The sequence below is a fragment of the Bacteroides ilei genome, from assembly GCF_900128495.1.
GTDB classification, from domain to species: domain Bacteria; phylum Bacteroidota; class Bacteroidia; order Bacteroidales; family Bacteroidaceae; genus Phocaeicola; species Phocaeicola ilei.
On record NZ_LT635801.1, the window covers coordinates 3,176,331 to 3,198,514 of the forward strand.

The 22,184-nt window shown below is 45.8% G+C and carries 15 protein-coding genes; 10 read left to right on the plus strand and 5 right to left on the minus strand.

Annotated features, from left to right (window positions below; translation table 11 throughout):
• Positions 1 to 67: 67 nt before the first annotated feature.
• The 4 genes from BQ7489_RS13500 (at position 68) to BQ7489_RS17835 (ending at position 6,588) form a co-directional block, all read left to right on the plus strand.
• Positions 68 to 1,120, plus strand: coding sequence for a glycoside hydrolase family 43 protein (locus tag BQ7489_RS13500; protein ID WP_239496959.1), 1,053 nt, complete (start codon positions 68 to 70; stop codon positions 1,118 to 1,120).
• Between the two features lie 46 nt (positions 1,121 to 1,166).
• Positions 1,167 to 2,309 carry an alpha/beta hydrolase-fold protein gene (locus BQ7489_RS13505; protein ID WP_239496960.1) on the plus strand — a complete coding sequence of 381 codons (1,143 nt, stop codon included), beginning with the start codon at positions 1,167 to 1,169 and terminating at the stop codon, positions 2,307 to 2,309.
• Positions 2,310 to 2,373: 64 nt separating this feature from the next.
• Positions 2,374 to 5,487 carry a sensor histidine kinase gene (locus tag BQ7489_RS17830; RefSeq protein ID WP_072531426.1) on the plus strand — a complete coding sequence of 1,038 codons (3,114 nt, stop codon included), beginning with the start codon at positions 2,374 to 2,376 and terminating at the stop codon, positions 5,485 to 5,487.
• An 18-nt stretch (positions 5,488 to 5,505) separates the two neighbouring features.
• On the plus strand, positions 5,506 to 6,588 hold the full coding sequence (locus BQ7489_RS17835; protein ID WP_072531427.1) for a response regulator transcription factor: 1,083 nt from the start codon (positions 5,506 to 5,508) through the stop codon (positions 6,586 to 6,588).
• A 41-nt stretch (positions 6,589 to 6,629) separates the two neighbouring features.
• Here BQ7489_RS17835 and BQ7489_RS13520 read toward each other — a convergent pair whose 3' ends face one another.
• The 4 genes from BQ7489_RS13520 to BQ7489_RS13535 all read right to left on the minus strand — a co-directional run bounded on the left by BQ7489_RS13520 (position 6,630) and on the right by BQ7489_RS13535 (position 14,083).
• Complete coding sequence (locus BQ7489_RS13520) at positions 6,630 to 8,447, minus strand: LTA synthase family protein (protein WP_072531428.1); 1,818 nt, start codon at positions 8,445 to 8,447, stop codon at positions 6,630 to 6,632.
• Positions 8,448 to 8,473: 26 nt separating this feature from the next.
• Complete coding sequence (locus BQ7489_RS13525; protein WP_072531429.1) at positions 8,474 to 9,100, minus strand: ribonuclease H1 domain-containing protein; 627 nt, start codon at positions 9,098 to 9,100, stop codon at positions 8,474 to 8,476.
• Between the two features lie 171 nt (positions 9,101 to 9,271).
• Positions 9,272 to 11,089 carry an arginine--tRNA ligase gene (argS, locus tag BQ7489_RS13530; RefSeq protein WP_072531430.1) on the minus strand — a complete coding sequence of 606 codons (1,818 nt, stop codon included), beginning with the start codon at positions 11,087 to 11,089 and terminating at the stop codon, positions 9,272 to 9,274.
• A gap of 186 nt (positions 11,090 to 11,275) precedes the next feature.
• The gene (locus BQ7489_RS13535; RefSeq protein WP_113745265.1) at positions 11,276 to 14,083 is read right to left on the minus strand and encodes a hypothetical protein; all 2,808 of its coding nucleotides are present in this window, start codon (positions 14,081 to 14,083) and stop codon (positions 11,276 to 11,278) included.
• Between the two features lie 566 nt (positions 14,084 to 14,649).
• On the opposite strand from BQ7489_RS13535, the gene BQ7489_RS17590 reads away from it, so the two are divergent.
• On the plus strand, positions 14,650 to 14,805 hold the full coding sequence (locus tag BQ7489_RS17590) for a hypothetical protein (RefSeq protein WP_162617813.1): 156 nt from the start codon (positions 14,650 to 14,652) through the stop codon (positions 14,803 to 14,805).
• Between the two features lie 86 nt (positions 14,806 to 14,891).
• Positions 14,892 to 15,524, plus strand: a complete 633-nt coding sequence (locus BQ7489_RS13540) for an HU family DNA-binding protein (protein ID WP_072531432.1) — start codon at positions 14,892 to 14,894, stop codon at positions 15,522 to 15,524.
• A gap of 37 nt (positions 15,525 to 15,561) precedes the next feature.
• Here BQ7489_RS13540 and BQ7489_RS13545 read toward each other — a convergent pair whose 3' ends face one another.
• Positions 15,562 to 16,785: a M16 family metallopeptidase gene (locus BQ7489_RS13545; protein ID WP_072531433.1), complete on the minus strand. Its 1,224-nt coding sequence runs from the start codon at positions 16,783 to 16,785 to the stop codon at positions 15,562 to 15,564.
• Positions 16,786 to 16,900: 115 nt separating this feature from the next.
• Here BQ7489_RS13545 and BQ7489_RS13550 point away from each other — a divergent pair, with 115 nt between their 5' ends.
• From BQ7489_RS13550 to BQ7489_RS13570, 4 genes are all read left to right on the plus strand, one after another.
• Positions 16,901 to 17,434, plus strand: a complete 534-nt coding sequence (locus tag BQ7489_RS13550; protein ID WP_072531434.1) for an LOG family protein — start codon at positions 16,901 to 16,903, stop codon at positions 17,432 to 17,434.
• A gap of 28 nt (positions 17,435 to 17,462) precedes the next feature.
• Positions 17,463 to 18,065, plus strand: a complete 603-nt coding sequence (locus BQ7489_RS13555; RefSeq protein ID WP_072531435.1) for an SIS domain-containing protein — start codon at positions 17,463 to 17,465, stop codon at positions 18,063 to 18,065.
• 48 nt (positions 18,066 to 18,113) lie between these two features.
• Positions 18,114 to 19,040 (plus strand): carbohydrate kinase family protein, encoded by a 927-nt coding sequence (locus tag BQ7489_RS13560; RefSeq protein ID WP_072531436.1) that lies wholly within the window; start codon positions 18,114 to 18,116, stop codon positions 19,038 to 19,040.
• A 504-nt stretch (positions 19,041 to 19,544) separates the two neighbouring features.
• The gene (locus BQ7489_RS13570; protein ID WP_072531438.1) at positions 19,545 to 22,181 is read left to right on the plus strand and encodes a hypothetical protein; all 2,637 of its coding nucleotides are present in this window, start codon (positions 19,545 to 19,547) and stop codon (positions 22,179 to 22,181) included.
• Positions 22,182 to 22,184: the final 3 nt, after the last annotated feature.

Genomic DNA, 22,184 nt, shown 5'->3' on the forward strand with positions numbered 1-22,184 from the left:
CATTTAAAATAAAAATGAATATATTTGTATAGGTTTTGGACCGGTATGAAAAAGTAACGGAATGTATATGAAATATAATGTAATATGGTTGTTGTGTCTGGTCGGTTGTCTGGCCGGCTGTCAGACAGGAAAACGGCATGCAGAAGCTGCTTATGTACAGGTCCCGCAAATGATGGAAATCTCCACCGATACCGTTTTATTCGATTCGTTGCTGGCCAGCGATCCATTTATCGTGGCCGATAAGCAGAAACAGACTTATCTTCTGGTTTCTTCGGGCGGTGAAATGTGGAAAAGTGCAGACTTGCGGAAATGGACGGGCCCTTCCGCTTTTCTGAAAGTGGATACAGCTTCGTGGATAGGCCCTGATCCCTGGATCTGGGCTCCGGAAATACATCCGTATAACGGCCGGTATTATTGTTTCGTTACTTTTACTAATCCTGAAATGGTTGTAGATACGGTCCCGAACCGATACAAGGTATTGCGCCGGGCTGTCCAGATTCTGGAATCGGACGTTCCGGAGGGACCTTATCTTCCCGTTACAAGGCAGGATTATTTCCCGGAAGACTGGTCTACGCTGGACGGGACATTATGGATAGAAGACGGAAAGCCTTATATGGTATTCGAGCATGGATGGATGCAGATTGTGGACGGACAGGTTGACTGTATTCCGTTGTCGCCGGATCTGACGACTGCTGCAGGTGAGCCTCATACTCTTTTCCAGGCCTCGGATGCTTCCTGGTCGAAAGATATGCGGGAAATAGGGGAGCTTACTTTCGGGATGATGCTGGACGGATATGTGGCCGACGGTCCCTTCCTTTTCAGAACAGGAACCGGCAGATTGGGAATGTTGTGGTCCAGTTGGGGAGTGACCCGCAATGCTTTGGGGGTGGCGTATTCCGAAACGGGGAAGCTGGCTGGCCCATGGAGACAGCAGCCTGTGCCTTTGGTAGGCTATAACTGTGGACATGGCATGTTGTTCACTACGTTCGAGGGGAAAATCCTGCTGGTATTGCACCATCAGGGACTGGATACGGTAAATCCGGGTCCGCGCCGTCCGAAACTTTTTGAAGTGGATCTTTCCGGGGATGAATTGAAAATAACCGGTGAATATCATCCATAATGATGTATATAAATTAAATATTAACCTTATAATTAAAATCTGAATCATGATGAAAACTTCAACTACTTTAGCAGGGATAATGATGGGCATGACTTTGGCCTTTTCTGTTCCCTCAGTCAATGCACAGTCGGCTGGAACATCCGGTGATTTGCCGGGCGTACGTTCTTCTATGGCTGTCCGTAACTCACAATATCCCCGTATCCTGCCCGACCATAGTGTGGCCTTTAAGGTGAAGGCTCCCGGTGCACAGCGTGTGCAGATTGATCTGGGCAAGAAATATGACCTGGTCCGTAATGAACAGGGAGAATGGACCGGACAGACCGAACCTCTGGGACCTGGATTCCACTATTACTTCCTGTTGATTGACGGTGTCCCGGTGGCCGATCCTTCCAGTGAATCTTTCTTTGGATGTGGCATGATGACCAGCGGAATCGATATCCCGTATGCAGCCGATGTCAAGCAATATACGCTGGCCGATGTTCCGCACGGTGAAATCCGTATGAAGCGTTATTTCTCTACTACGGCCAACGAGTGGCGCAGAATGTTCGTCTATACTCCTCCTTGCTATGAAAAGAGTACGGATACTTATCCGGTACTGTATCTGCAGCATGGTGGCGGCGAAGATGAACGGGGGTGGTCACAACAGGGGCTTACGGACATTATTATGGATAACCTGATTGCGGCAAAGCAGGCTGTTCCTATGGTTATCGTCATGCTGGACGGTAATTCCCGCGATTTCAATTCCGAGCTTTTCAATGATTGCATTCCTTTTGTGGAAAAGAATTTCCGGGTAAAGACCGACCGTGAGAACAGAGCTTTGGCCGGACTTTCCATGGGAGGTATCCAGACTTTGAATGCATCCATTACACACCCCGACATGTTCGCTTATGTAGGTGTATTCAGTTCTGGCTGGTGGTCGGGAAACAGTTCTCCGAGGGGTATGCAGCAGGATACGGAAAAATATTATGCCATGCTGAAGGCCGACAAGGATAAATATAATACAGGCTTCAAGCAGTTCTGGCTGTCCATGGGTGGACCGGAAGACATTGCCTACAAGAATTGTCAGAATATGATGAAGCGTTTCGATGAAATAGGTATTAAATATACATATTATGAAACTCCGGGCGGACATACATGGCCGGTATGGAGAGAGAGTCTCTATAAATTTGCCCCATTGTTGTTTAAATGATATGCATTGACGTACTGTTACGTCGGATAGGGTAGTGACATACCTGAATGTGGAAACCGTTGTTATGAGAGAAATATTTGTTAGGGAGAATTTTACTGTCAGATTAAGAATCTTTCTGTTTGTTATATTCGGATTGGCATGCCTGGGGCATGCCTCCGGATATACAGACTTGTATAATTTCCGTTATCTGACAGTCCGGGAAGGATTGTGTGACAATACTGTCCACGCCATTCATAAGGATTGTCATTCTTTTATGTGGTTCGGCACGTCCAACGGTCTGGACCGGTACGACGGTTATGAATTCAGGCATTATTCCACTGCTTCGGCTTCTCCCGATCTCTTTATCGAAAATAATTATATCAATGATCTGGAGGAGGATAAAGACGGGCATCTGTGGGTCGCTACAGAAAGTGGGGCCTTTTATATCGACCTGATGTCGGACCGGATAGAAACGTTTCAGGATTATCAGGGAGCGGACAGGCAGGAGTTGAAGAAAGCTGTCCAGTGTCTGGCTTCGGACGGTGAACGGGGTGTCTGGATGGGACGTAATGACGGATTGGTTTATGTACGTCTGGATGCCGGGTATAAGGTGGTTTCGGTTGAAAAGGTACATCCGGGAGTGGATGTGAGGTTTATCATTAAGCAGGACAATATGTTCTGGGTGGGCGGAGACAATTGTCTGTTCCGTCTCATTCCTTATCAGGGAGGTTGGAAAACTGATTTTTCCATTGGTCATAGTCTGTTGCCGAAGTTACATTTTACGTCGGCCTGTGTAGTGGACGGCCGTTTGTGGTTGGGAACACAGGAGGGATTGTATAGTTATGATGCGGAGAAACGTACGCTTTGTCCGTCCGTTCATTCCGGACATATCACTTCATTGGCATGTACCGCTTCCGGTAACCTGGTTATAGGTACCCGAAGCGGTATTAAGGTTTTGTATAAGACAGGAGAAACCTATGTTCATTCCAAGGGGGTCGAATACCGTTCGTTAAATGATAATTTTGTCAATCGGGTATGGGCAGATGAGCATGGGAATATCTGGGCCGGTTCCGAATTCGGTGGAATTACGTTGGTGTCGCCGGCTCGGCTTTCATTTTCATATTTGCTGCGCGGACAGGAGAAACCTTATGTGGTGAGTACGGTGTTGGAAGATCGGGAAGGAAATGTATTGGTAGGCTTTGTCGATGGCGGACTGGCTATCCGACGGAAGGGGAGCGACCGATTCGTGCATTATGTACACCGTGATGCCGATTCCCGTTCGTTGGCTCATGACAATGTCTCGAAGATAATCCAGGCTCCCGACGGAAATTATTGGATCTCCACAATCGGGGGTGGACTGGATAAGCTGGACCGGAAAGACCTGTCGGCTCCGGTGTTCCGGCATTTCAATACGGGAAATTCTTCATTGCTGTCGGATAATATCTATGATATCGCACTCGACAGTCTGCGTAACTCTTTATGGCTTTGCAGCGACAATTACATACATACATTGAGTCTGGAAACCCAGGCTGTCAGTCTGCTCCGTTATTTCATCCGTTCGGGTGAAGTGCTTCATCACATGAATTCCATCTTTGTAGATTCCCGTTCCAGACTGTGGATAGGCGGAAACGGACTGGGGGTGATCGACCTGGAAAATTCCCAAAGCGGGTATGAGTGCATCTATTACCGGTATAAGCTGGACCGTCCTGAAACGAAGATCGGTGAGAAGATTACCTGTATGCTGGAGACTCCCGACCATACTTTGTATTTCGGAAGTCTGGGCAACGGTATATACAGGCTGGAATCGGGGAACCGTGTCGATCAGTGCCGTTTTGTCAATTATGCGTCCAGAAGCGGTCTGACCGATATGAGCATCTCCTCCATATTGTGCGATGCGGAAGGAGATTTGTGGATTAGCTCTTTGAACGGGATCTATTTCTTCGACCGGAAATATGAACGCGCTTTCCGTTTCGACCAGGTTGACGGACTGTTGACTTCCCGTTTCTATAAGCGTGCCGGATGCAGTTCGGCCGACCATAGTCTGCTGTTAGGAACAACCGACGGACTGGTTACCTTCAAGCCTTTGCTGGACCGTACCCAGGTCACCCAGCGGAAAGTTGTGTTTACCGGAATTACATGCGACGGTTTCCCTTTGGCCGCTTACCGGAATGCATCCAATATGCCGGTATCTTCCAGTATCTGTAAGGAAGTACACCTTTATCCGCCGCAGAACTCGCTTGAGGTATCTTTCAGTTGCCTGGACTACCTGGCTCCCGAAAAAGTCTTTTATGCTTATCGCATTATAGGGCTGGACAAATTCCCTACGATGGGGTTGATGAGGCGCAGTGCCAAATATACGAACCTTGCCCCCGGCAAATACAGGCTGGAAGTACGCTGTACCAATGCCGATAATTCATGGTCATCGGAGTTCACCTATCTGGATATTATCGTGCATCCGCCGTTTTACCGTACTACGTGGTTTTCTGTCTGCTCTGTCTTGTTTGTATTGCTTGTTGTTTTCGGATTGGTGTATGGTTATTCTGTGCGTCAGAAACACTTGCGTCAACTGCTGAAGCGGCATATAGATGAACGTACGGCCGAACTTTCCCGGACCATCAGTGAACTGACCGCTTCCCGGGAGATTATCATGCAGCAGAACCGGAAGCTGCAACACCAGAATAATGAAATCAACCAGCAGAAGGAAGAGATAGTCCAGATGTCACGGCAGGTGGAAGAGTCGAACAAGGAAAAGCTTTCTTATTTTACCAATATGGCCCATGAATTCAAGACGCCTTTGACTTTGATTCAAGGACCCGTCAAGCAACTGCTCCGGCAGGGAGGCAGTCATGCACAGCAGGAATCGCTGCAGATTGTGGAGCGTAATGCAAGCTATCTCCTCTCGCTGGTAAACCAGCTGGTTGACCTGCGGAAATTGGATACACACAACCTGGCCTTAAATTTTACTTCTTTCGATTTGTCGCGTTTCCTGGAGACCGTGACAGCCGATTTTTCCCGGCTGATGCAGGAAAGGGATCTGGCTTTTGAAACCTGTTACCGTTTCCTTTCCGTACAGGTTTCTACCGACCGGGAGAATCTGCATAAAATTCTGTTTAATCTGTTGTCGAATGCCGTCAAATTCACTCCCGACAAAGGACGGATCAGTCTGTATGCACGCCAGTTTATCGGGAAAGGCGGGTAGTCTTATCAGTATTTCTCGGTGACGAATACCGGCAGCCGGATTGCTGTAGAGGATATAGATAAAATCTTCAACCGCTTTTACCGGATCGAGAGCCAGCATCAGTATACAAGTTACGGGCAAAGCAGTACCGGTATCGGTCTGCACATCGTAAAGGAAGTCATCGCCTTGCTGGGAGGTAAGATCAAGGTAAGAAGCTCGGAACAGGGAGGTGTGTCTTTCCGGCTTTATTTCCCTATATCTTTTGCCGTCAGTCTGCCGGAAGCTACCGAAGATGGAACGGTTGATGCGGCTTTGCCATTGGTACCCGATCCGGTTGACATGGATCAGGATATGACTGTGTCACGCGACAGGCTGTTGCTGCTTCTGGTAGAAGATAACCGGGATATGCGGGCTTATATCAAAGGAATGCTTCAGGATACGTATGATGTGGTGGAAGCTGCAAACGGCAGACAGGGTTATGATCTGGCCCGGAAACTGGTTCCCGATTTTATCTTGTCCGATCTGATGATGCCGGAGTGCAGCGGAAATGATTTCTGCCGGCTGGTAAGGAATGACCGGCAGCTTTGCCATATTCCGTTTGTTCTGCTGACGGCCAATTCCAGTGAGGAGGCACAGGTGGAAAGTTTTGAAAACGGGGCCGACGGGTATCTGACCAAGCCGTTCGGACAGCGTGTGCTGATTACGTACATCCATTCTATCCTGGCCAACCGGAAACTGGTGCAGCAGCGTTTTGTGAACGGGAACCTGGCTCCGGAAGTGCTCGAAGCCGGAAAGGGCGACAAAGAGTTCATGACAGAGCTTACGGAAGTGCTCGAAAGGCATTACCGGGAGCCGGATTTCAACGTACAGATGATGGCCCGTGAACTGAACCTGAGCTATGTGGTCCTGTACAGGAAGCTGGTTGCGCTGACCGGTCTGTCGCCTGTCCGTTATATCCAGCTGTACAGGCTGAAGGTCGCCCACAAACTGCTCGGACAGGCTTCACATAATGTGACGGTGGCCGATATTGCCTATCAGGTAGGGTTCAACGATCCGAAATACTTTACCCGTTGCTTCGTGAAACAATACCGGCAGACTCCTTCCGAACTGATTGATGCCTGACCGTCCTTTCCCTTCGGATAAATTCCTGTGACGGCTGGGGCTTAACGTGCCCCCAGATCGTCGTGTGAACTTTGCAGGATGGCTTTGCCCAGCTTGATACGCATCTCATTCGGAGCCGGTTCGTCAATCACGGTCTGGCCTGAATTGTTATCCACTACCGAAACGCCGGTACTGTCTATAAAGGCAAACCCGTTGTTGAAGGTATAGTAGGCAAACGGATAGGTATATTCCTTGCCCAGCACGTTCCGGCTGAAATTGAATTCACTGTGGCTTATACCCAATTGTCCCAACAGCGTGGCTGCCATATCACTTTGGTTCATGATTTTGTCTACCGTCATCGGTTGTCTGACGGCACCACCCAACCATAACATCGGGATGTGGTGGATGCGCGGTGATTGTCCGAATCCTTCGCGCGGATAATAGAATCCATGGTCGGGCAGGCAGATAACCAGCAAGTCTTTCCATTGTGGCAACTGCTTCATCCTGTCGATAAATTTGCCCAGGCACTCGTCTGTGTAGGCGAAGGCATTGGGTATGTCGTCTTTCAGCCGGCGGTAAGGGACTTCGAATGGTTCGTGGCTGCTCAGAGTGAGGAAAGCGGTATGCCAAGGCCCCGATTTACGCTCTTTCAGCGTCCGGTAAAGATAATCGAAGGTAACATCGTCGTTTACTCCCCACGCATTCTGCTGCTCCGACAGCGAAAAGTCGGTGTTGGCAGTCAGATGCTGGTACCCGCTTTCCAGCAGATAGCTCTTCATGTTGGTAAAGTTGATGTCGCCCCCGTAGAGGAAATCGGTGGTATATCCCTCCTTGACCAGTTTTTCGGCAATGGCTGGCAGAGTACGGCTCTTGGCCGGTATTTTCATGACCGACAGTTTCGGGAAGCTCTGGTATCCGCTGAAGGTACATACGGTTCCACGGTCGGTACGGAAGCTGTTGGCGTAGCAGTTGGTGAAGAATATCCCTTCCTTTGCCAGGCGGTTGATGTTGGGACTTACGTCCGGAAGTCCTCCCAGCGGTTCCACGAATACCCCTCCGAAACCTTCCAGCAGGATAATCAGGATATTGGGGCGTTTGGTGTTGAGCAGTTCTACCGTATTTTCACCTTCGGTAGGATAAAGTCCTTCAAACAGTTTCTTGCGTTCGTCTTCCTCGAAGTAATTGAACATGTCTTCATACTTCTTTGTCTTGCTGGCCGAAGCCAGCAGACTGAATGCCGGGTTTACGGCCGAATGGTTCAGAAACTCGTCGTTACAGAAATAGGCCTGTCCTATATTGGAAGTCGATTCGGTCACTCCACCCCGGATGGCAATGAACAGCACTCCGCCCAGCAGGAGGGTGATGAGGCTTCCTGTAACCCGGTGGCGGGCAGCTTCCAACATTTTCGGCGTGATACGGTATAATATCAGGCAGATAACGGCCGAGAAAAGAAGAATCAGGAAAATCCGCAGGGCGATGAATCCGGCAGAGACGCTGGCCATTGCGTTTTTCGGAGAATCCAGGTACTGGAAGATGGAAGCGTCCAGCTTGAATCCCCAGAACGGGTAGAGGCTCATGTCGGCTACAGCAATCAGGGTTACCAGCAGACTGATTACGGCGTAGTAGCCCACCAGTATCTTGCGTAGCGGGACGCGTCTGAACCAGAAGCTCACCAGAATGACCAGCCAGGGAATGACGGTCAGATATCCGGCCGTAGCCGCGTCCAGACTGGCTCCATGGAACATTACACGGAAAAAGTCGCCGAAGGGCACTCCTTTCCCGATGGCTCCGTTATACCACATGAAGCAGGGTTTCTGCAGAATGAAGACAAGCGTTACAGCTATAAAAAACAGGACCAGATAAGTTATTCTTCTTTTCATATGCTTCTATCGGTTATTCTTGGTTCTTATTTACGTCCGAAATCGGCCGGGACTTCCCCCCAGCGGTCGGTCTCCCATTTCAGCAGGGGAGTGGTATAAGTGTTTTCATGCAGCCACTTTTCGGCGCGCTCTATCAGTTTGAACAGTTCTTCGGTCCTGGCGTTCCGTTCCAGTTTGGTCTTGCATTTCTTATGCCTGATCCAGTTCAGCGCGTTACGGCTGTCGGAATAGATAGGTATGCAGATGTTTTTCTGCTTCATCAGTGCCAGTCCGTGTACTATGGCCAGAAACTCTCCGATGTTGTTGGTGCCGTACACCGGTCCGAAATGGAAGATCTCCTCGCCGGTAAGCAGATAGACTCCCCGGTATTCCATCGGTCCCGGGTTTCCGCTGCAGGCAGCGTCTACCGCCAGGCAGTTCAGGTCGAATCCTTCGGGTATCTTCTTTTCGGCAGGTGCAGTCTTTGCTGCTGCGGCTGCGTTTACGTAGTGATGAGCCGGAGAAGCCAGTGCCTCCTCGGCCTCCTCGCGGGTGTCGAACGATTTGTAGAGCGCACCCTTATAGTTCTTGATCTGGAGCTGGCAGTCGGTCCAGGAATCATAGACTCCCGGGGTAACCCCTTTCCATACAGCATAAAATTTATGTCTGGCCATACATTGCGTTTTATAGCGGCAAAAATACGATTTTTTTCCGGGATAGGAGAGTGGGTGCCTGTTTATTCGGCTTGTAGATAAAAGAATAGCCTCTGCCGGTCCGGATGCCGGCAAAGGCTATAGTCATGCTATCTTATTCCGTCTCCCGGCGAGTTGCCGGACAGCGGTAGTTTACATACGTTCAGGAACTTCAATTCCCAGCAGTCCCATGGCAAGTTTCACTACCTTGCCTACGTTCTGGCTCAGGGCCAGGCGGAATACCTTCACGGCCTCATTCTCTTCATGCAGAATGCTGAAGTCGTGGTAGAACTGGTTATATTCCTTTACCAGGTCATAAGTATAGTTGGCAATGATAGACGGGTTATAGTCGCTTCCTGCCTGTTTTACTATGTTGGTGAAGTCGGCCAGCATCTGTATCAGGCTTTCTTCCTTTGCATTCAGCTCGATGCCTGCAGGTATTACTGCCGGGACAGCTATACCGGCTTCGGCAGCCTTACGCAGGATGGACTGGATGCGGGCGTAAGTATACTGGATGAACGGACCCGTATTCCCGTTGAAGTCGATTGATTCCTTCGGGTTGAAAGTCATGTTCTTGCGTGCATCTACCTTCAGGATAAAATACTTCAAGGCACCCAGACCCACGATGCGGGCTATGTCATCGGCCTCTTCCTTGGTCAGTCCGTCCAGTTTGCCTAGTTCGCTGCTGGTTTCTTTTGCCGTCTCTATCATGGCTTCCATCAGGTCGTCGGCGTCTACCACCGTACCTTCACGGCTCTTCATCTTGCCTTCCGGCAGTTCCACCATACCATATGAGAAGTGTACCAGATCTTTTCCCCATTCAAATCCCAGCTTGTCGAGCAGGATAGAAAGCACCTGGAAATGGTAGTTCTGTTCGTTTCCTACCACATAAATCATCTTGTCGATGGGGTAGTCCTGGAAACGCAGCTTGGCAGTACCGATATCCTGAGTCATATAGACCGAAGTACCGTCGGCGCGCAGCAGCAGCTTCTGGTCCAGACCTTCCGGAGTGAGGTCGGCCCATACGGAACCGTCTTCCTTGCGGTAGAACAGACCTTTTTCCAGTCCTTCCAGCACCTTTTTCTTCCCTTCCAGGTAAGTCTGCGATTCATAATATATCTTGTCGAAAGTAACGCCCATCATTCGGTAAGTCTCATCGAATCCGGCGTAAACCCAGTCGTTCATCTTCTTCCACAGCGCACGCACTTCCGGATCGTTAGCTTCCCATTTGCGTAGCATTTCACGGGCTTCCAGCATCAGCGGAGAATTTGCTTCGGCCTTGGCTTTCGCCTCTTCCTCGTTGAGGCCTTCGGCTTCATATTGAGCGGTCAGTTCCTTCACTTCTGCCTTGTAGTGCTTGTCGAACGCTACATAATAGTCGCCTATCAGGTGGTCGCCCTTCTTGCCCGATGATTCCGGAGTCTCGCCGTTGCCGTATTTCAGCCATGCCAGCATGGACTTGCAGATATGGATACCGCGGTCGTTCACGATGTTGGTCTTCACCACCTTGTTCCCGTTGGCAGCCATTACGTTAGCCAGCGCGTTACCCAGCAGGTTGTTGCGTACATGACCCAGATGCAGCGGTTTGTTGGTGTTCGGTGAAGAATATTCAATCATCACCAGTGGAGCGTCCGCTCCTGCCTTCTGGATACCCCATTGTGGGTCGGCATGGATACGGTTCAGCATCTCAATCCATACATCCGAAGCGATAATCAGGTTCAGGAAGCCTTTTATCACGTTGAATCCCGCAATGGCAGGTTCGTGCTGTTTCAGGTATTCGCCGATTTCTTGGGCAGTCTGTTCAGGACTTTTTTTCGACAGCTTCAGGAAAGGGAAAACCACCAGTGTGAGGTGACCTTCAAACTCCTTTTTGGTTTTCTGCAGCTGCACCATCTTTTCAGGGACATCCTGTCCGTACAGCTCTTTTACGCCCTTGAGAACGGACGCGGTGAGTTTGTCTTCAATTTTCATGCGATATCTTGTTTTATAGTTTTTTCCGTAGTTTTTCTCTGGTTTTTCCTAAGATACCGCAAAGGTAGTGATTTTTGGTGGTTTTGGGGTTGGTTGGGTTGGAAAATTGGTATCGCTTTTATGGTATAAAAAAAGAGCGGTCCAATTGGACCGCTCTTTTTTTATTACTATTTCTTATTTAAGAAATTATTTAGCTTTGTTGATTGTCAATGGAACATCAACAGTTAAAGAATAACCAAATACATCTGTTACTGTAACTCGCAGATATGTATTTACTTCTTGAGTTGTATTACCAGGTTTCAATGCAACATATGAAGCGACAGATTCTTTTTTGTTTTCTACATCCCAAACAGGATTGATTGCTTCTTTGGTTTCGTTTCCATTGGCATCTACAATCTGGTAATAAGACTTATCTGAAGGCTTAAATTGTACTGAACTAATATAAGTATATTTATAATTAGATTTATCAGCAGCAGTTGCAACTTTAAACAAACTATATGGTTGGTCACTGTAGGTATACCCTCCAACATGTTCTGCTGTTACTTTCCAGATTTCACCGGCAGCTGCAGGTTCCATAACGATAGAAGCACCCTGAAGAGCCTTGATGTAACCAGCTGCCAAAGCACTTTGAACTTTTATTTTGAATGTTGCATCAGAAACTTGCTTCTTAGTATCTTCATTTACTTGTGAATACTTATATACTCCTAAGTAAGTTCCGTCCATCTTGATATTCAGATCCTCATTATAAGCTACAACTTCATCAGGACGATCTGCAGACTTATATGTTTTTTGGTTCGTATTTAATGTAATTTCATTACCATTAAGTGTGGCCAATGAATTAGTTCCGTCCATTACATTCTTGTTATAGAGCTTCTGTTGGTCATCTAAAGTCAATGTTAATGTTGCGTATGCTTTTCCAGCATAATCTGCTAATCCGAATGTTTTGAATCCTTGTGTGATGTTGAATGTTGAAGTTAATGTAGTATTAGCTGCTACATTACTTGTAGGATCGTTGAAATATGCCATCAATACAGATGCGTCATCATTCCATAATTCAGTCTTCTTAGTGAAGAATGTTGAGAATTCAGGCAATACTGGAGTGACTTTAATTCCAATCGTATTCAATACTGTTATATCGCCATCATTATCTTTATTATTAAATGCTACATTTAAAGATACTTCTTTATCTGGAGTTAAAATGGCTTTTGCCCCATTAGTATATTTAATGTATACATTTAACGCTTCTGCGTTAGCATTAGTAACATCTTTATTGTTTACCTGTTCATGTCCTTGTGCATCCGCAAATTTAATTTTAATGTCACCATCTTTACCTTGTCCAAAGCTATAGTTCTTGCTGCTTGTAATGACAATTCCATTATTAGCTCCCATAACAGCAGACTGCCATCTTTCTTTGTCTGTAGCGGTCATTTTTGAGAACATTTCGTCTAGGCTGACAGTAAACATTGTATATCCGTCATTTTCATTTGTAATTACTCCATTTGCAAAGATAGGAGCGATAAGTTTTTCTCCTGCATTAAGAGTGACGGCAGCATCCATGATACTTGATGGCTTAACCCAAATATAACTTTCATGTACTTGACCATCAAGACGAAGAGCATACACTTTCAGTTCCAATCCTGCTTTAGAAACAGGATCGCTAGCTTTAGTAAGTGTTATAGTACCAGCCTTTTTATCGGTTGAAAAACCGAATTCTTTTGCAGTTGTTGCATCTACAGCTTCAACATAATAATCGTATACTTGTTCAGGTTCTTCAAATACCAATTTGGTTGGAGTATTCAAATCGATAATGAATGGAGTATCCTTTTCTCCATTTCCAGTTTCATCATCTGCTGTTGTACCTTCAGGATCTGTAGCTGTAACTTTTGGTACCTCTAAGTCTTTGTCGTATTTCTCAGCAACAATGTCAAAACTAGCATAGGTTGAACGTGCTCCACTAGCTTCTACTAATGAATACACAATGTTGTTCTTGTTTTCAGAATTGTTGAACAAGTCAGTATATTTATCAGCACTTGCATAAGTGTCACTTGTTACATCCAAAGGAATCAAGTTGATAGAACTATTTGAAGCTCTTGTCAAAAGTCCTGTGAAATTTTCTGCAGCATTCAATGTGATAGGTAATTCATTGCCTTTAGAATCCTGAAGTGTGAATTTCATATCTGACATGTTCAAATCAGCTGGAGAAACTCGTGTTACCAATTGAGTCCCTTTGGCTGCAAGAGTAGTCAAGACTTGATGCTTTGTTACATCTTTTTGAGCTGACCAAGTGATTTCTTTGTTTGGATTAGTTGATGGTGTGATTTTATCTATATAATAGTAATAAACCGTAAGTGGGCCCTTCTGGAACTTATCTTGGCTTAATTCATTTTTATCTGAGATTGCATCGCTCTCAATCCATCCAACAAGTTCCAAATTAGACATGACAGATGCAGCACTAGGGATAACTACCTGATTAGATTTTCCTTGTGCATCTACAATTGTTAAAGTCCATTCCTTGGTATCTGTGTTTTGTACAGCCGTTACGCCGGAAACAGGAATATTGGTAGATTTGTATGAACCGTCATCCTGCAGCAACTGCCAGCATCCGTCTTCGCCCACTTTAATACAATTCTGCTGTTCTTTTTCTTCATTTTTTGTAGCAAACCATCCTGTAGGCTCACCATTCTTAATCAGTTCACCTGTTTCAGCATTAATAGACAATACATCTCCTACTTGTTCCTCATCCAGTGTGATAATTTGATCACCGCTTTTGCTGAAAGTGAATACCAGATTTCCGTCTGCATTTTTAGCGACTTTAGTTACATAATCGCCATTGTTTACGAGTTCCTGCAATGCCTTGATAGCATCAGCATTTGCAGTAATCTGTGTCTGCAGATTGTTGATGTCATCATCGTAGTCCTTACAAGAAGTAAAAGTTCCTGCCGAAGCGAACAAGAGTGCTCCGAACAGAAGTGCACTTAAATACTTTTTTCTCATAATAATAAAAATTTTAATTTATAAATTAAAAAACTCAAATTATTCTAACTCAAGCTATTTTACTTTACAATTTTGTTCCTGCCCAAAGGGCCAGGAACGGAATACGGTAAGCGGGGGACGGATAAGGGACTGACTTTCATCAGGAAACGCGATTTTCAGGTTTCTTACCGCCGCTACAGGCCATTCTGGACGGCCTTGCGGCAGGTTCTGTAGACGCGGCGGCTATTTTAAATATCTCTATATATTGTTGATAATAAGAGTATTATAGATTATAAATATCTGGTTAAGGGGCAATAAGGGGACCTTTATTTTTGTTAAATCAGTTCAGAATACGGAATTTTAAAGCTTGAAACTTCATTTTTGACGCATTATTTATAGTCTATATTTTTCATAGTTCTGTATTCTTTTTTGTATAGAAATATCGTTTTATATTGTTCATATTAATGTACCAAATAAAAGTTAACACGGAGATAAGGGCATGCTATTGAATAGTATGAAAATAGGATATATATGTAAAATTAATTCATTTTTGCCGATATGCCGTTTTTTTCATGATTCTGGCATCCATGAAGACTTTAAAGTCGGGAAACAACTGGGGAATCCGGATTATTTATCGTATCTTCGTAGAGAATGTAATTGCCGACAGTTGTGCGTATAATAACCTACAGCAGTCGGTAAATAGACTGACAGATATCGGCTTTATAACTGATAGTTGTCGGTAACTTCACATCGGCAGACGGTAACAGCCTGCCGGCTTTGTTTAACGTACAATGTAAGACCTTTAAATCTGACTTTAAATCTGAAAGACATGGATACCATTGAATACGACTATTATGAAAACCCTTCCAAGAGTTCGGAATACCAGAAATCGGGATACCATATCCGGATATGCAGGCAGCAGACTGTAGGTACGGAAACGGTGGTGCGGAATATCAGCAAACGGTGTACGCTTACGCCTGCGGATATCCGGGCCGTACTCACGGCGCTACAGGATGAAATTGCCAGTCAGTTGGGACAGGCGAATATTGTCAAGTTGGACGGACTGTGCCGTTTCTCTATCAGCCTGAAGCCAGAGAAAGAGGTCTGTACGGGGAAAGAAAACGGGACTGGCGTGGTGCTGAAAGCGGTGAATATCAGTCCCGACAAGGATTTTACCCGCCGGGTGGACGGTGCTCTGGGAACCCGGGTAAAGTCGAGAGGAGCACATTCGGAAAAGCTTTCTGAAGCTGACATACAGGAACGTCTTACCCGCTATTTCAAGGAGCATAAACAGATTACCCGCCCCGTGATGCAGCGTGTATGCTCCCTTACGCGGTACATGGCCACCCGTTACATTAACCGGCTGGTAAAGGAAGGCCGACTGGAGAACATCGCGTTTCCCCGGCATCCCATCTATATTCCTGTTCCGGGCAATTTCGGTGTGCCGCGACCGGAAGAATAAGCCGCTGTGCCGTAAACGGAAGAATGGCCGCGTAGCGTTACTTGTAAATCAGTGTGGAGAGGTTTTCGCGTGAGAACTTTTCGTTCGCTATTTCCAGCAGTTGTCTTGCTGTAAGCCCTTCTATCCGGCGGAACACTTCTTCACGCGACTCGAACTTGCGGTAATGCAGGAAACACTTGCCCATATCGAGCGAGTTGTTTTCGAAATTGTCGCCTGCCACGCCTATCTGTCCGATTATCTGTTTCTTGGCGGCTGCCAGTTGTGCTGTGGTCAGTTCCTTGTCGCACAGTTTTTTCAGTTCCTTGTGTACCAGTTCCATGCAGCGGTCGGTATCTTCCGGGTCGCACCCGAAATAGATACAGAAAGTGCCCGTATCGGTATAGGCGGTAAGGTTCGACTCCACGTTGTATACCAGCCCCCGCTTCTCTCGCAGGGAAACGTTCAGACGGCTGTTCATGCCCGGCCCACCCAGAATGTTGTTGAGCAGGTAGAGGCCGGTTCGTTTCTCGTCGTAGGCATCGTAAGCGCGTCCGCCTATCATTACGTGGGCTTGGTGGGTATCCTTATGGAGAACCAGATCCTTAGGCACATACGGCTGTGGCTTGCAGCGTTTGTAACCGTCTGTGGTGGCGAAAGGGATGTCGGCCGCAGCCTTCTCTACGGCCCGCACCACCCGCTTGAAGTCGATATCGCCCTGTACGAAGAACACCATGTTGGTGGGCTTGTAGTAGCGGTTCACGAAACGGAGCACCTCTCCGGTTCCGAAACCACGCAACTGTTCGGGCTTGCCCAGGATGTTCCGGCCCAGCGGATGATCGGGAAAGATCAGCTCCTCGAAATCGTCGAAGATCAGTTCGGCGGGGCTGTCTTCATAGCTCTGTATCTCGTCTATCACCACTTCCACTTCCTTGTCTATTTCCTGCTGCGGGAAAGTGCTGTTGAACACGATGTCGGTAAGCAGTTCCACGGCACGGACGAAGTGTTCCTTCAGGAAGGCGCTGTATATCACCGTCTCTTCCTTGTTGGTATACGCGTTCAGGTCGCCTCCTACATTCTCCATGCGGTTCAGTATATGCCAGGCCCGGCGCTTGTGCGTCCCCTTGAAAATGAGATGTTCCACAAAGTGTGCCATGCCCTGTTCGTCGGCCGCTTCGTCGCGCGTTCCGGCGTCTACCGCATAGCCGCAATAGGCCACATTGGTAGGACTGGGAGCGTGGATAATGCGGAGCCCGTTGGGCAGAGTGAATGTATTGTATGACATGTTATATTATGTTCTGAATCGATTTCATGCGCAAAAATACAACAATACTTATTGTCTTTCCTCAAAAAATACGGATATTTGCAGATATTAAACGGAAAGTATTAAATAGGTTCTGATGAATAAGATTGCAGTATTCTGTTCTGCATCCGACCACATTGCACCGGTCTTCATGGAGGAGGCCGCCCGGCTGGGGACATGGATGGGACAGCATAAGAAATGGCTTGTTTACGGCGGTTCGAATACCGGACTGATGGATGCGGTGGCCCGTGCCGCAAAAGAAAACGGTGCTATGGTAATGGGTGTGGTCCCGACCAAACTGGAAGAGAGAGGGATGGTGAGCGATGTGCTCGACGTGACTTTCCGTTCGGTGAACCTGAGCGACCGCAAGGACATTATGCTGCAGGAGGCCGACGTGATGGTGGCCCTTCCCGGAGGTGTAGGCACACTCGACGAGATTTTCCATGTAATGGCCTCGGCTTCCATAGGTTACCACGACAAGAAAGTGATTTTCTACAACGTAAACGGATTCTGGAACGGCATCATCGGGTTCCTCAACGGACTGGAGGAACAGCATTTCGCACACCGTCCGCTGAAGAACTATTACGATGTGGCCGACACCTTCGAAGAACTTACCCGATTATTAGACTAACCCGATAACCCGACAATTATCAATTATTATGAATCCAACTATCCATGAGCTGCTGCAGCGTGAAGCGCAGGCAGTATTGAATATTCCGGTAACCGATGCCTACGACAAGGCCGTAGACCTGATTGTAGAGCAGGTACATCGCAAAAAAGGCAAACTGGTAACCAGCGGTATGGGAAAGGCCGGACAGATAGCCATGAACATAGCCACAACCTTCTGCTCGACAGGGATACCTGCCGTATTCCTGCATCCGAGTGAAGCGCAGCACGGAGATCTGGGCATCCTGCAGGAAAACGACCTGCTGCTGCTTATCTCCAATTCGGGGAAAACCCGTGAAATAGTGGAACTTACCGATCTGGCGCTCCGCCTGAATCCGGCCTTGCAGAAGATCGTGATTACGGGAAATCCCGACAGCCCGCTGGCCAAGGCTGCGGATATCTGCCTGGCTACCGGACATCCCGATGAAGTCTGTCCGCTGGGCATGACACCTACCACCTCTACTACCGTCATGACAGTAATAGGCGACATTCTGGTAGTGGAGGCCATGCGCCGCACCGGATTCACCATCGAAGATTACAGCAAACGTCATCACGGCGGATACCTGGGTGAGCGTTCGCGTGAACTAAGTAAATAATACACATTATTTAGAGATAATACACATTATTTATTATATTGCATATATATGAGAAGAGTAATTGGCATAGGAGAAACAATCCTCGACATCCTGTTCCGCAATGACAAGCCGCAGGCGGCCGTTCCCGGTGGTTCGGTATATAACGGCATCATCTCTTTGGGACGGATGGGGGAAGATGTTACCTTCATTACAGAGACCGGCAACGATCATGTGGGAAAAATCATTCTGGAGCATATGCGCGCCAACGGTGTGCATACCGAGTATGTAAACGTTTTCGCCGAAGGGAAATCGCCTGTGTCGCTTGCTTTTCTGAACGAGGCCAATGACGCCGAGTATGTATTCTACAAGGATTATCCCAATCTGCGCCTGGATGTGTCCATGCCCGACGTGCAGGCCGACGACATCATCATGATAGGCTCTTACTTTGCCGTGACTCCGGTACTGCGTGACAAGATCAAGGAACTGCTCGATCTTGCCCGTGAACGGGGCGCCATCATTTATTATGACGTGAACTTCCGCAACACGCACGTCAATGAAGCCATCAAGCTGATGCCCACTATTCTGGAAAACTTCGAATACGCCGATATAGTGAGAGGATCGACCGAGGACTTCTATAACATGTTCCGCATGACCGATCCCGAAAAGATTTACCGGCAGAAAGTGGACTTCTACTGTCGGCACTTTATCTGTACCGATGCGGCGCACGACGTGCACCTCTTTGCCGGAGATTTCCGGAAAAACTATCCGGTTGAAAAAATTGAGACGGTCAGCACGGTAGGTGCAGGCGACAACTTCAACGCAGGAGTAATTTACGGACTGATCAGGGGAAGGATACGCCGTGCGGATCTGGACGGACTCACGGAAACCGACTGGGACGAGATAATCCGATGCGGAATGGCGTTCAGTGCCGACGTTTGCGGCAGTGTTGAGAATTCCGTTTCGGCCGGGTTTGTGACAAAATTCAAGCAAAAATGACGATTCATAAAACATTTGTGATACGATTTTGGGTTTTATTTTCCTTGAATGTGTTAAATAAGGTAAAAATAATCAAAGTTTTTTGTAAAGATAGCTTGTCATTTCGAAAGAAGTATATACATTTGTCCCGTGAAGCATGGGTAAAAACCATGAATTCGTATTGATTTTTTCATGAAACCTCGACCGCACGTATCCGGATGCGTAAAGAAGAGGGCTAGTGAAAGATGAGATCTATGAAAAAGAATCGGTTTCGGAGCCGATAAGAGATGACGCCATGGTTCTGTATACGCCGCGGTTACGCCAACTTATGAGACAGCGCTGCAGTCCGCCTGGAACGGCAGCGCATATTTGTTTTAAAGGCTGCCGTAGTCTGAATCCGTCCCTTATCCGTCCCCCGGTGAAAGCCGTACAAGGTCCTCCAGAACCGGTTCCTGACATAAAGTAAAACAGCTTGAGTTAGAATAATTTGAGTTTTTTAATTTATAAATTAAAATTTTTATTATTATGAGAAAAAAGTATTTAAGTGCACTTCTGTTCGGAGCACTCTTGTTCGCTTCAGCAGGAACTTTTACTTCTTGTAAGGATTATGATGATGACATCAACAATCTGCAGACACAGATTACTGCAAATGCTGATGCAATCAAAACATTGCAGGGACTTGTAGACGCTGGTAAATATGTAACAGATGTTACCGGTGATGGTGCTACAATCAATTTTACATTTAATGATGGAACTACTAAAACCATAATAGTTGAAAGTGGAGAAACATCACAAACCTTAACTATTGATCCAACAACAGGGGAATTATTGAATAATGGACAACCGACAGGTATTAAACCTGCAACTGATCCTGAAAAAGCTCCTATCATCATGGGCGAAGATGGTTGTTGGCAGACATTGCAGGAAGACGGAACCTATAAAACTACAGGTATCCCTGTTTCTGGTGTAAGTGTAACAGGAGATGAAAAAGAAGGTTGGGTTTTAACTATCTTTGATGCCGATGGTAACAAGGGTACTGTAAAAGTCCCAAGTGCTGCATCTTTGATTACTTCTATTACGGTAGCTGATAATACAGAAGATTTTGAAGTTAGCTATGCAACATTCAATAAACCAAGTTCATGGAATGGAAAAGCGTCACTTCCTGATAATAAATCAGTTATTTTTGTATCAGAGGAAATTAACGTCCGTATTAATCCGGTTACTGCTCCTGCTACAGAAGTGGATTATTATTTGACAAATGCTAAAAATGTTAATCTAAGCAATGTCGTTTTGAAAGCCACCTCTACAGATATAGAAGGTGATTTGACTATTGGAGATACTCATAGCCGAGCTGCATATTCTAATAATGGTTTATACACTTTAGCTATGGAGCGTGCCTTCTTAACTCCAGATGCAGGTAGTGATTTTATAACTGAGTTGAAAAAAGTTGGATATACAGATGGTGGTACTAGAGATAATGCTGTAGCTTATGCTGTCGACGCAAATAAAACAGCACGCTCAGCTTATGCAGTTGCTGTCAAATATGCAGAAGCTGCAAATCTTACATCTATTCAGATTAATAACGAAAGTGCGACTGTAAATGATGGAAGTACTTCTAAAGCATATACAGTTAAAGTTGGTTCTACCTATACAATTAAAGAAGGTCCGGATCAAAATGACAAGATGCTGGATATGTATTTTGAATTTAGTAAGACCGCAAAGGAAACATACGGTATTGAATATGATGATCTGAATAGAACATTTAAGGTTACAAAGAATCCTGATATAGATACTCCAGCTAACGGTTTTACATTCAAAGTTCATACATTGGACATCAAGGGTGCAGAAAAAGAATTTACTTACAATGTTACATTGAGTAGTGAAGTAACCTCTGATGTTACATATGATGCTATTACAGTTGATTTGTCAAAGAAATTTGCAGGAACAGGAAATAACTATGAAACTATTTCTCTGGATAAAATGGTTGAAGCTTTGGGTAGCAATTGGTCTCAATGGGCTAATTCTGTAGACTTAAGTAAAACTACAGCTAAATTGTATACAAAAGCTGACTTGACCGATGATGCACCTATAGAAATAGAAACAAGTGGTACAGATAAGCTTGCTTTTTCAAAAGTTGATAAAGATGGCAAAGCGACAACTAGTGTTGATAATATTACGGCCGTTAAGTTGACAATTAATGAAAGTGCTACTCCAGATATCAAGCTGGATACCCAATATTATTTGCAAATAACATTTAATACAGGTACTCCATCTAAAGTAAATAGTATTATTGTCCCTGTTACATTTACCGCACCGTCAGTAGCTGATCAATTGGTTGCTAAATCTGGATATGTAGATGCTACAACTGGTTCTATTTTTGCATATTACGACGAGTCTACTAGCGCTACTAACAAAGCCTTGAAGTTATCTAAGTACTTTGATCAATTCATTAGTGATGCTACATATGCATTGAAGACTAATGATGAAGTGTATAAGGTTGGAAGTACTAAGTATTCTTCTGATGGATTGGCTGTAATTGAAAACAATGCTATTAGACTTAAACATGGAGCTGACAATAGTTTAGTTCTGCAAGATGGTACTAATAGAGAGTTCGGTTATGGTAAACAGCTTACTGTAGTAGCATCTAAAGATAATTATGAAGGCTGGAAATATAATACAGATACTAAGAAGGGTGAAAGTAGCTTTACTATTACAATCTTGAGTCCGATCTTCGAAGGTAAGATTGCATCTACTACTGGAACTTCCATCAATGTTATTGCTAATAATGAAGACGGCTTCCCAATTACAGCTGACATGATTACCTTGACAGATTATGCTAACAACAAATATAATGTTGTTCCAGATAAGGAAAATAGTGGTACATTAACGAATAGTAAAGATAATACCACAGATGGTTGGTCTAGTGTACAAATCAAGAATGTTTATGTAACGAAAGCAGATAACAATACATATATTTCGAAGATTACATTACAGGATGTAAAAGCAGCTAATGGTAAAGTAACTCAAGAAGGTGCAATTGTTGTATTTGGTGATGTTACAGTTAGTGACTCTGTAGAAACTAAGATGACTGTAAATGTAGTTGATGAATGGGGTTATGTGACTTCACAGGATGTAAATGTGACGATTGTTAAGAATAAATAATGA